The organism is Corallococcus exercitus (assembly GCF_003611585.1).
In the GTDB taxonomy this organism is placed as follows: Bacteria; Myxococcota; Myxococcia; order Myxococcales; family Myxococcaceae; genus Corallococcus; species Corallococcus exercitus.
In genome coordinates, this window is record NZ_RAVW01000247.1 from 1 (window position 1) to 14,285 (window position 14,285).

General features: G+C 70.5%; 11 protein-coding genes and 1 pseudogene. 7 read left to right on the forward strand and 5 right to left on the reverse strand.

The features are described 5' to 3' along the window. Positions 1-107 (forward strand): annotated as a pseudogene (locus tag D7W79_RS26550) (IS5-like element ISMra2 family transposase); the annotation flags it as partial. Positions 108-121: 14 nt separating this feature from the next. Here D7W79_RS26550 and D7W79_RS26555 read toward each other — a convergent pair. Continuing rightward, entirely contained in the window at positions 122-751 is a 630-nt protein-coding gene (locus D7W79_RS26555; RefSeq protein WP_120528192.1) for an MXAN_6652 family MXYO-CTERM-anchored protein, read from the reverse strand. A gap of 118 nt (positions 752-869) precedes the next feature. Then, positions 870-1,565: a DUF4336 domain-containing protein gene (locus D7W79_RS26560; RefSeq protein WP_120528193.1), complete on the reverse strand. Its 696-nt coding sequence runs from the start codon at positions 1,563-1,565 to the stop codon at positions 870-872. Positions 1,566-1,692: 127 nt separating this feature from the next. Here D7W79_RS26560 and proS point away from each other — a divergent pair, with 127 nt between their 5' ends. Further along, entirely contained in the window at positions 1,693-3,126 is a 1,434-nt protein-coding gene (gene proS / locus D7W79_RS26565; RefSeq protein WP_120528194.1) for a proline--tRNA ligase, read from the forward strand. 20 nt (positions 3,127-3,146) lie between these two features. Here proS and D7W79_RS26570 read toward each other — a convergent pair whose 3' ends face one another. Beyond that, a complete protein-coding gene (locus D7W79_RS26570; RefSeq protein ID WP_120528195.1) occupies positions 3,147-4,433 on the reverse strand; it encodes an adenylate/guanylate cyclase domain-containing protein in 1,287 nt (428 codons plus the stop codon). A gap of 71 nt (positions 4,434-4,504) precedes the next feature. Between D7W79_RS26570 and D7W79_RS26575 the strand changes: the two genes are divergently transcribed. From D7W79_RS26575 to D7W79_RS26585, 3 genes are read left to right on the forward strand one after another with little or no spacing between them, the layout of a single operon-like run. After that, on the forward strand, positions 4,505-5,047 hold the full coding sequence (locus tag D7W79_RS26575; protein ID WP_120528196.1) for a metal-dependent hydrolase: 543 nt from the start codon (positions 4,505-4,507) through the stop codon (positions 5,045-5,047). A gap of 27 nt (positions 5,048-5,074) precedes the next feature. Then, on the forward strand, positions 5,075-5,656 hold the full coding sequence (gene thpR, locus D7W79_RS26580; RefSeq protein ID WP_120528197.1) for an RNA 2',3'-cyclic phosphodiesterase: 582 nt from the start codon (positions 5,075-5,077) through the stop codon (positions 5,654-5,656). Further along, positions 5,653-6,558, forward strand: coding sequence for a LysR family transcriptional regulator (locus D7W79_RS26585; RefSeq protein ID WP_120528198.1), 906 nt, complete (start codon positions 5,653-5,655; stop codon positions 6,556-6,558). The genes thpR and D7W79_RS26585 overlap by 4 nt, the downstream gene beginning before the upstream one ends. 10 nt (positions 6,559-6,568) lie before the next feature. On the opposite strand, the gene D7W79_RS26590 is transcribed toward D7W79_RS26585, so the two are convergent. Then, the gene (locus tag D7W79_RS26590) at positions 6,569-8,764 is read right to left on the reverse strand and encodes a PhnD/SsuA/transferrin family substrate-binding protein (protein ID WP_120528201.1); all 2,196 of its coding nucleotides are present in this window, start codon (positions 8,762-8,764) and stop codon (positions 6,569-6,571) included. Between the two features lie 263 nt (positions 8,765-9,027). On the opposite strand from D7W79_RS26590, the gene D7W79_RS26595 reads away from it, so the two are divergent. Beyond that, positions 9,028-9,681: a YiiX/YebB-like N1pC/P60 family cysteine hydrolase gene (locus D7W79_RS26595; RefSeq protein WP_208729843.1), complete on the forward strand. Its 654-nt coding sequence runs from the start codon at positions 9,028-9,030 to the stop codon at positions 9,679-9,681. 144 nt (positions 9,682-9,825) lie between these two features. Further along, complete coding sequence (locus D7W79_RS26600) at positions 9,826-11,859, forward strand: putative metal-binding motif-containing protein (RefSeq protein WP_158617046.1); 2,034 nt, start codon at positions 9,826-9,828, stop codon at positions 11,857-11,859. Positions 11,860-11,915: 56 nt separating this feature from the next. On the opposite strand, the gene D7W79_RS26605 is transcribed toward D7W79_RS26600, so the two are convergent. After that, positions 11,916-14,285: WD40/YVTN/BNR-like repeat-containing protein (locus tag D7W79_RS26605; protein WP_244221980.1), on the reverse strand; the 2,370-nt coding region annotated here is incomplete at its 5' end.

Consider the following 14,285-nt stretch of genomic DNA (forward strand, 5'->3'; position numbering starts at 1 on the left):
TCTTCAATCGCTTGAAGCAGAACCGGCGGGTGGCGACGCGCTATGAGAAGCGCGCCGCCAACTACCTGGCGATGGTCCATATCGCCTCCATCCGCCTCTGGCTCTAATTTGCGGACACGCCCTAGCCCTGCGCGTTCTTCCGGCGGCGCGCGGCCAGCGCCGCGAACACGGCGATGAGCACCGCCGGCGCGCCGCTGGCGGCCGCGGAGCAGCCGCCGCCCTCGTCATCGCCCTCATCGTGGCTGGGGTCGGTGCCGCCGGTGACGACGACGTCCAGCGTGGCGTTGGCGTGCGAGTCGCCCGTGGACTCGGCGTTGCCGTTCACGGAGTTGCCCGCAGCGTAGACCTTGTAGGTGCCGTTGGTGGCCGGGGCCACCAGCGAGAAGTCGAAGCGCGCCGAGCCGTTGGTGAAGGCCTTGGGCAGCGAGTGCGTCAGCTCCCCGTTCAGCACCTTCGTGCCCGAGCCCGCGGTCAGCGTCGCGCCGTCCGTGGCCACGTTCATGCCCGCCTTCACGCCGGGGCCGCCGGTGATGACCAGCGAGTACTGGCCCGTCTGGCCCGCCGTCAGCGCCGTGGGACCTTCCAGCGTCACGGTGGGGGTGCTCGACCCGCCGCCGTGGCAGCCGGACGCCGTGCAGGACACGCCGTTCTGCTTGCCGCTGCGCCCGCTGATGCCGGTGGAGTTGGCGAACGCGGAGCCCGCGACGAGGCACACCGCGACCGCGCCCACGGACGAAAGAATGGACCGCATGGAACGAACCTCCTGGGGGGAAATCAGGAAAGACGAGGAGGCTCCCTTGTAGCGCAGCGCGGCGAGGAGTGCAGCAGGCGACACTCCCCTGTGACGCGGGGGCTGGGCGTACCGCGCCCTACAGCCAGGTGAAGGCGTCGTGGAACGCCTTGTGGCCGCCGTGCTCCAGCACCTCGCCGTGGCAGACGACGACGCGCTCCACGTCCCACCTCAGCGCACGCTGGATGGAGGCGCGCGCGGCCTCCCGGTCCTTCGTGAGCAGGCGTTCGAGGACCGTGGGCGCCAGCCGTCCCCAGGCGCGGTTGGCCTTGAGGTACAGCCGCAGGGCCCAGGAGTCCGCGCGCTGGAAGTGGAAGGCCAGGTCGGTGATGAGCAGCGTGCGGCTGGGCCGGTGGAAGAAGAGGAACTCGTTCACCCGGGGCATGCCGCGCACGTGCATCTGGTCCAGCACGGGGGCCCAGGCGGGGTCGGGCGTGTCGTCCAGCTCCTGGTCAATCCTGAGCGCCGGCTGCTTCGCGCGCAGCCCCGCGGGCGCCACCACCCGGGCGTCGGGGAAGGCCGCGGCCCAGTCCGGCAGGTTCAGGTGGTGGAAGAGGTTGGGGGCCACGAGGAAGCGCACCTTCCCCAGGGCCTCCACGGCGGCCCGCCGCCCTGGCGTGAAGGCGACGGGCGAGTGCACCCACAGCCCGCCGTCCGGCAGGCGGAGGACCGTCATGCGCCCGCCCAGGTCCAGGCCTCCCACGGAGAAGGCGGCGTCGAATACGTGGACGTCGTCGGCGAGCTTCCGGGGCGCGGTGTCAGGGGGCGTAGGCATGGCGGGTCCTCCTCCAAGCACGGACGACGTTCGGGGGACGAGTCCGGCCTCGGTCCGGCGTTGATTTCCGGAACATCCCAGCGTAGGCAACCCCCCACTTTCCATCCCCAAGCAAGGTGCCCAGCACATGGCCGAGAAGCTCACGCCCCGCGAGAAGGGCTTTTCCGAGTGGTACGTCGACCTGGTCCAGAAGGCGAAGCTCGCCGACTACTCGGACGTCAAGGGCTGCATGGTCATCCGCCCCAACGGCTACGCGCTGTGGGAGAACATCCAGCGGGTGATGGACAAGATGTTCAAGGACACGGGCGTGAAGAACGCCTACTTCCCGCTGCTCATCCCGGAGTCCTTCCTCAAGAAGGAAGCCGAGCACGTGGAGGGCTTCAACCCGCAGCTGGCGGTCGTCACGCACGCGGGTGGCCAGAAGCTGGAGGAGCCGTACGTCATCCGGCCCACGTCCGAGACCATCATCAACCGCAGCTTCTCCAAGTGGATCCAGAGCTACCGGGACCTGCCCCTCTTGGTGAACCAGTGGGCCAACGTGATGCGCTGGGAGATGCGCACGCGCCTGTTCCTGCGCACCACGGAGTTCCTCTGGCAGGAGGGCCACACCTGCCATGAGACGGAGGCGGACGCGGAGGAGCGCACGCTGCAGATGCTGGAGGTCTACCGCACGTTCGCGGAGGACTACATGGCCATGCCCGTGCTGCCGGGGCGCAAGTCGGAGTCGGAGAAGTTCGCCGGCGCGCTGCGCACGTACAGCATCGAGGCGATGATGCAGGACAAGAAGGCGCTCCAGGCGGGCACCAGCCACAACCTGGGCCAGAACTTCGCCAAGGCCTTCGACACCACGTTCCAGGGCCGCGACGGCAAGGTGCACCACGTGTGGCAGACGTCGTGGGGCTCCTCCACGCGCCTCATTGGCGGGCTCATCCTCACGCACTCGGATGACGCGGGCCTCGTGGTGCCGCCGCGCATCGCCGCCACGCACGTGGTCATCATCCCCATCGCGGGCAAGGCGACGGACGCGGAGAAGACGCAGGTGATGGAGAAGTCGCACGCGCTGGCCGCGGACCTGCGCAAGGCGGGCCTGGGCGTGGTGGTGGACGACGACGAAACGAAGGGCCCGGGCTTCAAGTACAACGAGCACGAGCTCATCGGCACGTGTCTGCGCATCGAGCTGGGGCCCAAGGACCTGGCCAAGGGCTCGTGCGTGATGGTGCGCCGCGACCTGCGCCAGAAGGAGTTCGTGTCGCTGGACGAGGCCGTCGCCAAGGCCCAGGCCATGCTGGACCAGATGCAGAAGGACCTGTTCCAGAAGGCCAAGGCCTTCCGCGACGCGAACACCTTCGAGGTCAACTCCTACGAGGAGCTGAAGGCGAAGGCGGAGGACGGCTTCCTCCTGGCGCACTGGGACGGCGACCCGAAGACGGAGGCGCGCATCAAGGAGGAGACGGGCCTCACCACCCGCTGCCGCCCGTTCAGCCTCAAGCAGGAGCCGGGCAAGTGCGTGATGACCGGCAACCCGTCGCCGGGCCGCATCGTGTTCTCCAAGGCGTACTGAGACGGAGCTTCGCGTCCGTGTCATCCTCGGGGCTGGGAGGCGACTCCCGGCCCCGCTGTCTTTTTCAGCTCGCCCGCGAGCGGGTCTCGCTTCCGGGGCAGGAAGGTGGCCACGGGCTCCGGCTTGCCCGCGACGGGCAGCGGGGCGGCGGCCTCGAAGTCGAAGCGGTCCTGGCAGCGCTCGCGCGTGGCGTGGGAGACGAGCATCGGGGCGCCGACCTTCTTCGTCAGGCCCTCGATGCGGCTGGCCAGGTTCACCGCGTCGCCGATGACGGTGTACTCGCGGCGCTGCTCGCTGCCGACGGCGCCCACCACCACGCGGCCGGTGTGGATGCCCACGCCGATGTCGAGCGTGAATTCTCCCCGGGCGGTGCGCTCCCGGTTGAGCACCTCCAGCGCCTCCAGCATGGCCAGCCCGCATGCCACGGCGGCCTCCGGGTGGTCGGGCTGCTCCAGCGGCGCGCCGAAGTACGCGAGGATGCCGTCGCCGATGAACTTGTCCAGGGTGCCGCCGTGGCGGAACACCACCTCCACCATGCGCGACAGGTACTCGTTGAGCAGCGTCACCACCTGGGGGCTCTCCATCCGGTCCGACAGCGTGGTGAAGCCGCGGATGTCGGAGAACAGCAGCGTCACCTCGCGGTGCTCGCCGGCCTCGCCGTCGGTGCCGCGCTCGGAGATGCGCCGCGCGACCTCCGGGGAGAAGAAGCGCCCCAGCCGCTCGCGCTGCATCTCCTCGCGCACCACGTCCGTCACCAGCCCCATCACCGTGCGGCTGATGAAGAAGGCCACGGACGACGCGAGCACCATCACCAGCACCATGCCGGGCAGGAACTGGGAGGGCTCCAGGCCCGCGCTCAGGGTGAGCAGGGCCACCGCGACGATGCCCAGCCCCGTGGCCCCCGCGACGATGAGCCGCGACAGCGTCACCATGGACACGATGACCACCAGCACCAGGTACACGCCCATGGTGAGCAGCGCGGTGGGCACGCCGTTGGCGGTGGCCGGGATGGCCTGCGCCTGGAGGAAGTAGATGAGCGGCATGTCCAGCAGCGCCACGCCCAGCGCGGGCCGCCGCAGCAGGTCCGGCACCCGGCGCGCCGTGGCCCACAACACCGCCCCGAGCGCGATGTATGCCGCCAGCACGCCGCGCGACACGCTCCAGTTGTCCGCCATGGCCAGCAACAGCCACGCCGTGGTGGCGGCGACGCGCGTCATGTTGAGCCAGGAGCCGACGTCGGCCCGCCACTCCTCCAGACGGCGTTGCAGGGTGGCTTCGACGCGAGCGCGTGAGAACAGGAACCGCATGTATCAACGGAGGCTACCCCACGCATGGGGGCCCTCTCCAGGCGGGGGCCCGCTGCGTTAGGGTCCCGCGCATGGCGAGCATCGGGCACGTGGCCGTGGGCATGGCGCTGGGGCGGTACGAGACGGGGGCGGCAGCCCCCTGGCGCCGGCGGCTGGCGGTGATGGCGTTCCTGTCGCTGATGGCCCTGCTGCCGGACGCGGACGTGGTGGCGTTCGCGCTGCGCATCCCCTACGCGGCGACGTGGGGGCACCGCGGTGCGTCGCACTCGTTCGTCTTCGCGGCGGCGGTGGCGCTCGCGGTGGCGGCGCTGGCCCGGTGGAAGGGGGAGTCCGCCACGCGCTGGGGCCTCCTGACGCTCGGGGCGGTGGCCAGCCACGGCATCCTGGACACGATCACGGACGGCGGGCTGGGCGCGGCCCTCTTCTGGCCCTTCTCCAACGCGCGCGTCTTCGCCCCGGTGCGGCCGCTGCCGGTGGCGCCCATCGGCGCGGGCATGCTGTCCGCGCGAGGGCTGTACGTGAGCGGCGTGGAGTTCCTCGTGTTCCTGCCTGCCTGGCTCTATGCCCTGTGGCCCCGGAAGGCGCGCGCCGCCCGGAGCGTCCAGGTTCCCTGAGGTGGGTCCTCAAGGAGGAGCATCGCGATGCGCCTGTTCACCGCCGTGACGCTGGGAGACGCCCTCACCGCCGAGACCGGGCGGGGCATCGAGCGCCTGCGCGCCCTCGCGCCGGACGCGAAGTGGGTGCGGTCGGAGGGCGTGCACCTGACGCTGCTGTTCCTGGGGGACGTGGACGAAGGCCGCCTGCCGGAGTTGCGCGACGCACTGGAGCCGGTGGGGCTGTACCACGCGCCCTTCGTGCTGTCGGTGGCGGGGGGCGGGACGTTCGGTTCGCCCTCGCATCCGCGCGTGCTCTGGGCGGACGTGCGCGGGGACACCGCCGCGCTGAAGGCGCTCCAGGCGGACGTGGCCCGCGCGCTGGAGCCGCTGGGCTTCACGTCCGAGCACGCCGAGTACACCGCCCACCTGACGCTGGCCCGCGCCCGTCCGCCGCGCGGGGACCCGGCCCTGGCCGCCTGCGCGCGCGAGCTGCAGGGCGCGGCGTGGGGCGAGGGGCGCGTGGACCGGCTGGTGCTGTTCGAGAGCACGCGCGGCCACTACGTGCCCCGGCTGGAGGTGCCGCTCGTCGTCAGTGGAGAGGGCGGAGAAAGCGGTGCTCGCGAATGAATCCGGCGCCCTTCCCGCAGCTCCAGGTGTTCCTCGCCGTGGCACGGCTCACCAGCTTCAGCGCCGCGGCGCGCGAGCTGGGCGTCTCCACCTCCGCGGTGAGCCAGGCGGTGCGCCAGTTGGAGGAGCAGCTGCGCGTGGTGCTGTTCACCCGGACGACGCGCAGCGTGGCGCTGACGGACGCGGGCAGGCGGCTCGTGGAGGGCGCGGGCCCGGCCATGAGCCAGGCGCTCACCGCCCTCTCCGAGGTGACCGCCCAGCCGGGAGAGGCGGTGGGCCGGCTGCGGCTCTCCGTGCCCCAGATGGCGGTGCCCTTCATGATCAAGCCGGTGCTGCCCGCCTTCCGCGAGCGCCACCCGCGCGTGGAGGTGGAGGTCGCCATCGAGGAGCGCTTCGTGGACATCGTGGCCGAGGGCTACGACGCGGGCGTGCGGCTGAGCGAGGCCATCGAGCGCGACATGGTGCAGGTGCGGCTCACCGACGCGTTCCGCTTCGTGGTGGTGGGCTCGCCGGCCTACCTGGAGCGCCACGGCACGCCCCAGAAGCCCGAGGACCTGCTGCGCCACGAGTGCATGACCTTCCGCGCCCGGAGCACCGGGAACCTCTACGCCTGGGAGCTGGAGCGCGGGCGCAGGAACTGGCGCGTGCCGGTGCGCGGAGGCGTGGTCAGCAACGACAACGCGCTGAGCACGGCCCTGGCGGAGGCGGGCATGGGGCTCGCGTATGCCTTCGAGCCCGCGGTGAAGGAGCAGCTGCGCGACGGACGGCTCGTGGCGGTGCTGGAGGCCTACGCGCCCACGGTCCCCGGCTTCTTCCTCTACTACCCCAACCGCGCGCAGCGCTCGACGCCGCTGCGCCTCTTCGTGGAAACAGCGAGGCAGCTGTCCCTGAAGTCGCTGTGAGCGCGCCCTTTCAGCAGGCGCGCAGGGACTCCGCCACGGGCACGGCCGCCGGCAGCGTGACGGTGAGCAGCGTGCCCCGGCCCTCGCGGCTCTCCGCGCGCAGCGTGCCGCCCAGCCCGGTGACGATGGTGTGGCTCACGGACAGGCCCAGGCCGGTGCTGTTGGAGCGCGCGGTGGCGAAGGGCTCGAAGATGTGCGCCAGCGCGTCCTGGGACAGGCCCTTGCCGGAGTCCTGCACCTCCACCACCACCTCGCCGTCCTCGCTGGTGTAGGCCGCCACGCGCAGCACGTTGTGCGCGGCGTCCTGGGTGTCCATCTGCTGCAGGGCATTGAGCAGCAGGTTGAGGAAGAGCTGGGTGAGGCGCGCCTCGTCCGCGTCCACCGTGGGCATGTCGTGGAAGTCCCGCTCCAGCCGCGCGCGGTGCTGCAGCTCGCCGCGCAGGAGCTTGAGCGCGTTCTCCAGCACCGGCTGCACGGCCACGCGGGCGCGGTGCTCCGGCGGCTTGCGCGACAGCGTGCGCAGGTCCTGCACGATGTGCTTGAGCCGGGTGGCGCCCTCCACCGTCTCCCCCAGGGCCTCCAGGATGCCGTCCAGGTCCCCGCGCGGCACCGGCTCGCCTTCGAGCAGCGGCTGCTTCAGCCGGTCCATCTCCTCGCGGATGTACGAGAGGTTCGCCAGCACGAAGGCCAGCGGGTTGTTCATCTCATGGCCCACCGCCGCCGCGAGCGACCCCAGCGCGGACAGCCGGTCCGCCTGGAACAGCCGCGCCTCCATCTGCTTGCGCAGCGTCACGTCGCGCGCGAACACGCGCAGGCCCGGCGGGTCCCACAGCTGCGCGACGGTGAGCTCCCAGTAGCGGCCATCCAGGTGCACCGTGGGCGCGGGCTCTCCCGGGGGCGAGCCCCGCCACGCCCAGGTGAGCGCCGCGTGCACCAGCGGGTGCTCGGCGCCCTTCTCCACCAGGTCCTGGAACGCCGCGTGGGTGGCGGGGTTCGCGTACCGCAGCTCCCCGTCCATGCCCAGCTCCAGCAGCGGCTCCGGGTGCAGAAGCGGGAACGACGCCAGCCGGTACAGGGGGTCTTCCAGCGCGCGCAGGCCGCTCACGTCGCGCACCAGCAGGCCCAGCCGCACGCCGGTGTCCTCCGGCGAGGGCTCGCAGGGCGTGATCTCCGCCGCGTAGACGCGCTCGTCGCCGTTCACGTTGAGCCGGTACTCCAGCCGTCCGTCGGAGCCGCCCCGGAGGACGGCCTGGAGCAGGGACATGAGCGGCTTGCTCGCCGCGGTGCCCAGGGTCTCCTCGAGCTTGCGCCCCTCCGCGCCGCGCACATCCAGGCCGAAGGCCCGGCCGGACGGGGACCACAGCCGCAGGCAGCGCCCTTCCGCGTCCAGCTCGCCCGCCAGGTACTCCGCGCCTGACGAGGGGCGCGGGCTGGACACGGGCGCGCCCAGGCCGGGCGAGCGCACGAAGCCCTCCACCCGGAAGGGGCCCATGAGCATCTCCAGGCCCGCGCCGTCGGTGTTCATCCGCGTGAGGACGGAGATGAGCGCCTGCGCGTCCGCCTCCGGCAGCCGCTTGGTGAGGATGAGGCCGTCGGCGAGCGTGGAGATGGTGAAGAGGAACGGCATGAGCCGCGGTGCTTCCGCGCCCAGGTACGACGTCAGCGTGGCGCGCATCGCGTGCGCGTCCGAGTGGTTGCTGAAGAGCGCGCACACGTCGGACTCGCCCCGCAGCACCGCCTCCAGCGCCTTGCGGTAGGTGCCCAGGAAGCGCTGCTCGGAGAAGAGCGTGTCGGGGCGCAGGCCCAGCGACTCCAGGTGGCGCACGGGCAGCAGGTGCCCGCCGGTGGAGCGCGGCGCCACCCACGCCACGCGCTTGCCCGCCAGCGTCTCCAGCGTCAGCGGCTCGTCCGAGCGGCAGATGAACGCGGAGTGGTAATGCCAGCTGCCCGAGCGCACCGCGCGCAGCACCGCGCGCGCCTGCGGCTCGAAGGCGTTGCACTGCTCGGCGGTGCCCCAGGCCATCTCCACGCGGCCGGACGCGAGCTCCGCCTCCAGGAACTCGTAGGTGGGCGCCATGGACATCACCACCGGGCGGCCCATCCGCTCCGACAGCGCCCGCGCGAACAACTCCACGCGCACGTGCTCTCGTATCTCGCCCAGGGACGGATAGAGGAGGCAACGGATGGGCGAGTTCGATGCGGTCACGACGAATTCCTCCGATGAACCCCCCTCTCCCGCGAGCCGGGACATCCGGATCAAGGGTGCTCTCTACCTACTCTAAAATTTCCGACAATGCCACACTATTCCTGAATCACTGCAATAAGTAGGTTCCCCAGGTTTACCACGTTCAGACCCAGGGTCGGGAGGGACCAGGGCGCACGCTGTGTGAAAAGTGGCTCGGAGCGCGCTGGCACCGGGGCTGCACTGGGGGTGGGTGGACGGTTGCAACCCCCGGAAGGGACGTGCGGATGAGCGGAATCGAGAGGACGGTGTGGCCGCTGGCCCTCGTGCTGGTGGGGGTGACGTGGTTGGTGGCCCGCGGTTCGGAGGCGGCGCCGCGCGGAGCGGAGGCCGTGGCGGCGAAGGTGCGGACGGGGGACGTGGTGTTCCAGACGTCGGGCTCACGCCAGTCGAAGCCCATCCAGGTGGCCACGCACAGCCCGCTGTCGCACGTGGGGCTGGTGGAGGTGACGCCGGAGGGGGTGTTCGTGGTGGAGGCCGTGCAGCCGGTGAAGCGCACGCCCTTCGCGCGGTGGAAGGCGCGCGGCGTGAAGGGGCGGCTCCTGGTGATGCGGCCGCAAGGGGTGGACGACGCGGCGAAGGCGCGGGCGGTGGCGGAGGCGAAGCGGCACCTGGGCAAGCCGTACGACGCGCTCTTCGGGTGGGGGGACGAGGCGATGTACTGCTCGGAGCTGGTGCGCAAGGCGTACGCGGCGGGGGCCGGCGTGGAGTACGGCAGGATGGAGCGACTGGGCGACCTGGACGTGGCGGGACTGAAGCGCGAAATCGCCGAGCGCTACCAGGGTCCGGTGCCGGTGGACCTGGAGCTGGTGACGCCGGCGAGCCTGGCGGCGGATGCCCGGCTGGCGGTGGTGTATTCGGATTTCGAGCAGGCACGTTGAGGCCGCGTCATCCCCTGAGGATTCAAGAGGAGGCCAGGGACTCACACGTGGGGGGAAGGGCCGGTAGGATGGGCGCCCATGAAACGCCTTCTTCTGCTGCTGCCGCTGTGGGCCCTCGCGGGCTGTAAGGATCCCCAGGACGGGGTGAAGGTCACGGTCACCTACGCCCAGTTCGTCCCGGGCTGCGTGCGCGTCACGGCCGTGGACGACGCCAGCGGGGACACGCTCGCGACGGACGTCGCGGTCCGGGAGAAGAAGCCCGGCCCCAACGGGCAGATCGTGGTGGGCCTGCTGCTGCCGGAGAAGTGGGGCCCGGACATCACGGTGGTCGCGGACGGCTACGAAGCGGTCCCCAAGGATGGGGCGTGCTCAGGCAAGGCCGTGACGAACCAGAAGCAGGGCATCAAGGTCCCGAAGGGCAGCACGAAGGACGGCAAGACCGCGGAGCTGACCCTGAAGGCGGAAGCCGCGGACCTGGACGGGGATGGCTACGTCAGCGACAAGCTTGGCGGCTCGGACTGCGATGACAATGCAGGCGTCGGAGCGTCCATCAATCCGGGCGCCACGGAGCTGTGCAACGACCGGGACGACAACTGCGACGGACAAAGGGATGAAGGGCTGGGGCTTGGCGAGGCATGTACCGGCACCAACGCCTGCGCAGGCACCAAGGCGTGTGGCGTAAACGGCACCGTCATCTGCAACAGCCCCGATCCCGAGCCAGCCTTGGTGGACAAAGACGAGGACAAGTACGCGGCGCTGGGCCAGGCCCCGGTCCCCACGTGCAAGGTCGACGGCAAGCTGCCCTCGAACCGTCTGCCGCTCTCGGCCCCGGCTACCGATTGCGATGACAACAATGCCAATGTCCATCCCGGCGTCACCGACCTTTGCAATGGCGCTGACGACAACTGTTCCGGCAGTGCCGACGAGGATTTCCACATTGGAGATGCCTGCGCGGACAGCGCCAGTCTGTGTGCTGGCACCACCCAATGCGCCACCCCCACGACGACGCGCTGCCAGGTGACGGCTCCGATTCCGACCTGGTACCCGGACAACGACCTGGACACCTACGGCACCGCTACCGGAGCCGTTTCCTCCTGCCCCAAGCCCAACGCGGGCGCGGCGGACTTCGCGGACAAGGCAGGGGACTGCGATGACGGAAATCCGTTCATCCATCCCAACGCCACGGAGCTGTGCGACGAGCAGGACAACGACTGCAACCCGGCGACGGTGGAGTCCTGTGCCACCACACCGACGTGGGCTGTGCAGACTGTCCCTGATGACACAGCAAATTGGCTCGATGTGTCGCAGTACAACGATGGCGGCGTCTGGATTGTCGGCAACAATTCGGCCCGCGCGGTCAAGAAACCGGGGGCGACTTCCTTCACGTCAATCCCGGGCAACTGCACCACGGGCTCGAGTGTGAAGGACCTCTATAGCGTGTGGGCCAACCCCCTCACTGGTACCGCGTACATCGGAAGGAATGAGGGCGTGGTCATCATCCAGAAGCCCTCGGACACCACCTGCACGCCCAGGGTCGACCTCTCCAACGGCAATGCGAACGTCAATGGCCTTATCGGGTTCGAAAAGGACGGCGGCGTCCAGATTTTTGGAGCGGCCTCCATGCCAGGGAACCCCACCCATGGCGGACGTTTCGAGTGGGACGGAGGAACAGACAATGTCTCCGTCGCCCAGGTCAACAACACGCCGTTCACCAACGTCCATGGCCAGTCGCCGAACCTGCTCTTCACGGTGGGACAGAACGCTAGCGGGCGCGCGGCCATCTTCCGCCGAGGCCCCAGCTCGACCACGTGGTCGTCTGAAACTGTTCCGGATGCCCCGGCGTTGAACGACATCCATGTCGTCAACGAGAAACTCGCCTTCGCCGTGGGCGACGACAGGACGCTGCTGAAGTGGGATGGAAACTCCTGGACGAAAGTCGAGGGGCTGCCCGTCACGGATCCCCCCACTGCCGAGAAGTACACGGGCGTGCTCGCCTTCGGCGCCAACTCCATCTACGTCATCACGGAGAGCGGCAGCATCTATCGCTACAACGGAACGGGATGGGCACAGGCGGCCAAGCTCTCCAGCCTGTATGGGATTGATGGCACCAGCCCCGAGGACATCTGGGTGGTCGGAGGCTTCGGCAAGGTGCTCCACTACCCCGCCTGGCCCCAGTAACCCCTGAAGCACAGGGCCGGACTTCCCACTGAGGAAGTCCGGCCCGTGTCACCGTCTCAGCGCTTCACCCGCAGGACCTGGAACCCCTTTCCTCCGGTTCCGAAGCCCATCAGGTTCTCCGCGCGCACCACCAGGTCGCCGTTGGCCAGCACGCCCCAGACCTCCGCTCGGGCCAGGGACGTGGTCCCGGCCCGCTCGTATCTCCGGGCCTCAACCCACGTCACTCCGTCCGTGCTCGTGAACAACCGCGCGTAGACGTCCGACGCGGGCTGGATGTCTCCCACGTCCGCCCTCGCCGTCCCCATGACGAAGCCGCCTCCCGTCAGCGCGTCCAGCGAGTACGCCGGCCCCGGCAACGTCATCAGCGCGTCCACCCTCCCGCTCGCGTACACGCGCAGGAGCTTCGGGTGCTCCGGCTCGTAGAGCGTGGACTGCCCCATCAGCAGCTCCCCTCCCGACAGCACCGTGCCCGTCACCGCGTTGGCCGCGTAGCCGCCCATCACCTTCGTCCAGGTGCGGCCCCCGTCCGTGGAGCGCACCACCGCCGCCTGCGCTTCACTGCTCCCGAACGTGGCCCACAGCACGCTCCGCGCCGGGTCCGCGTGCAGCGCCGTGCCGTGCCGGTGGTCCTGGAACGTGGCCCGCACCGCCCACGTCGCCCCGCCGTCCGTGCTCGCCCACAGCCGCAGCGGCGTGCTCGCCGACGTGAACGTCTGGTACTCCAGGAAGAACACCGTGCCGCCCAGCTCCGCGAAGCTCGCGGGCGACATCGCGCGGTAGTTCCCCAGCGCCGCCACGTCCGCCCACGTCGCCCCGCCGTCCGTGGAGCGCTCCAGGTGGTAGCTGCCGCTGCGGCTCATCTGCGCCAGCAGTGTCCCGTCCTTCAGCACCGCCATCACCCAGAACGACGCTCCGCCCACCCCCTGCCCTCTCGCGCTGAAGGTGCGCCCGCCATCCGTGCTCGCCCACAGCTTCGAGCGGCCGCCGTCCAGCGCCAGCGCGTACACCGTGCCCGCGCCGTCCACCGCCAGCACCTCGTGCGTCGTGTTCGTGAACACCGGCTCCAGCGTCACCGGCCCCTGCACCCCGCCATCCACCGGCGGCGTCCCCGCGTCCACGCCACCATCCGTGCCCGCATCCGGCGTCCCCGCGTCCACGCCGCCATCCGTGCCCGCATCCGGCGTCCCCGCGTCCACGCCGCCATCCGTGCCCGCGTCCGGCGCGCTCCCGCCATCCACGCCGCCATCGCTCCCACCACCGCCGCCATCCGGCGTCCCGCCGTCCTGACCGGAGCCGCCCCCTTCCGGCTGGCGCGGCAGGGCCACGCGCATCACCCGGCCGCTGGAGTTCGCGTCCACCGCGTCCCCGTAGAAGCACGGCACCTCCGTGACGCTGTCCGGCAGCACGTCCAGCGCGTTCAGGTAGCCCTTGAAGCTCGTGCGGGAATCCAGCGTCACCGGGGCGCTGAACACGCCATCGCGCAGCACCCGCACCTGGATTTCGTAATCCGTGGCCGTCTGGAAGTGATTGTAGAAGACATACAGCGCATCCCCGATGCGCGTGACGGCGGGCTGCAGCGCCCAGTCCGGCGTCCCCTCCACCAGGATGCGCGAGCCGAAGGACGTCCCGTCGAAGCGCCGGTAGTACAGCCGCTCCGTCTCGTCCTTGTAGACCAGGTGGATGCCGCCCTTGCCGTCCTCCACCGCGCTCAGCGCCGCGCCGTGGTAGATGCCGTCGGAGAACGCGTCCCGCTGGGGCCCCCACGTGTCCAGGGGATCCGCGGCGTCACGCACCCGCATCCGCGTGGGCTCGAAGCCGTCGTGCATGGCCCAGAAGAAGACGAGCTTCGTCCCCACGCTGAGCAGCCGCCCTCCGCCGCGCTTCCGCGTCCGCCCCAGGTCCGGCTGCCGCTGGAAGCTCACGCCACCGTCCGTGGACACCGCCACCACCGCCGTGGCCCCGCCGTCCGCCTCCAGCCGGAACGCCTGCACCCACAGCCGCCCCTTGGAGTCCCGCGCCAGCAAGGCCCGCGAGTACGCCTGGGTGCTGTCCGCGTTGAACACCCGCACCGCCGGCTCCGGCGCCCAGGTGTCCTGCGCCTCGTCGTAGCGCCACCACTGGAAGTACACGTCGTGCCGCGACGACGCCGCGAGTGAAGGCCCCTCGTACGCGTAGACCATCGCCACGTCCCGCCCCACCGCGACCAGCTCCGCGCGGTCGTGGTGCGACGCATCCGGCTGGATGGCGGCCAGCTTCGTGAAGCTCTGGAACCCGTCCTCGGAGCGGAACAGGTTCAGCCCCTCGCCTTCCGCCCCCTGCTGCTGGATGGCCAGGAGCCACGTGGGCGCATGCCCATTCCCTGTTTCAATCCGCACCGCATGCCGATGCGCCGGCAGCGTCAGGGCATTGCCCCCGCCCGCCGGCAC

Bases quoted from the DNA above. Each gene is read 5' to 3' on its own strand.
- proS (WP_120528194.1), top strand. From the start codon at position 1,693: ATGGCCGAGAAGCTCACGCCCCGCGAGAAGGGCTTTTCCGAGTGGTAC.
- D7W79_RS26575 (WP_120528196.1), top strand. From the start codon at position 4,505: ATGGCGAGCATCGGGCACGTGGCCGTGGGCATGGCGCTGGGGCGGTAC.
- D7W79_RS26595 (WP_208729843.1), top strand. From the start codon at position 9,028: ATGAGCGGAATCGAGAGGACGGTGTGGCCGCTGGCCCTCGTGCTGGTG.
- D7W79_RS26555 (WP_120528192.1), bottom strand. From the start codon at position 751: ATGCGGTCCATTCTTTCGTCCGTGGGCGCGGTCGCGGTGTGCCTCGTC.
- D7W79_RS26570 (WP_120528195.1), bottom strand. From the start codon at position 4,433: ATGCGGTTCCTGTTCTCACGCGCTCGCGTCGAAGCCACCCTGCAACGC.
- thpR (WP_120528197.1), top strand. From the start codon at position 5,075: ATGCGCCTGTTCACCGCCGTGACGCTGGGAGACGCCCTCACCGCCGAG.
- D7W79_RS26585 (WP_120528198.1), top strand. From the start codon at position 5,653: ATGAATCCGGCGCCCTTCCCGCAGCTCCAGGTGTTCCTCGCCGTGGCA.
- D7W79_RS26560 (WP_120528193.1), bottom strand. From the start codon at position 1,565: ATGCCTACGCCCCCTGACACCGCGCCCCGGAAGCTCGCCGACGACGTC.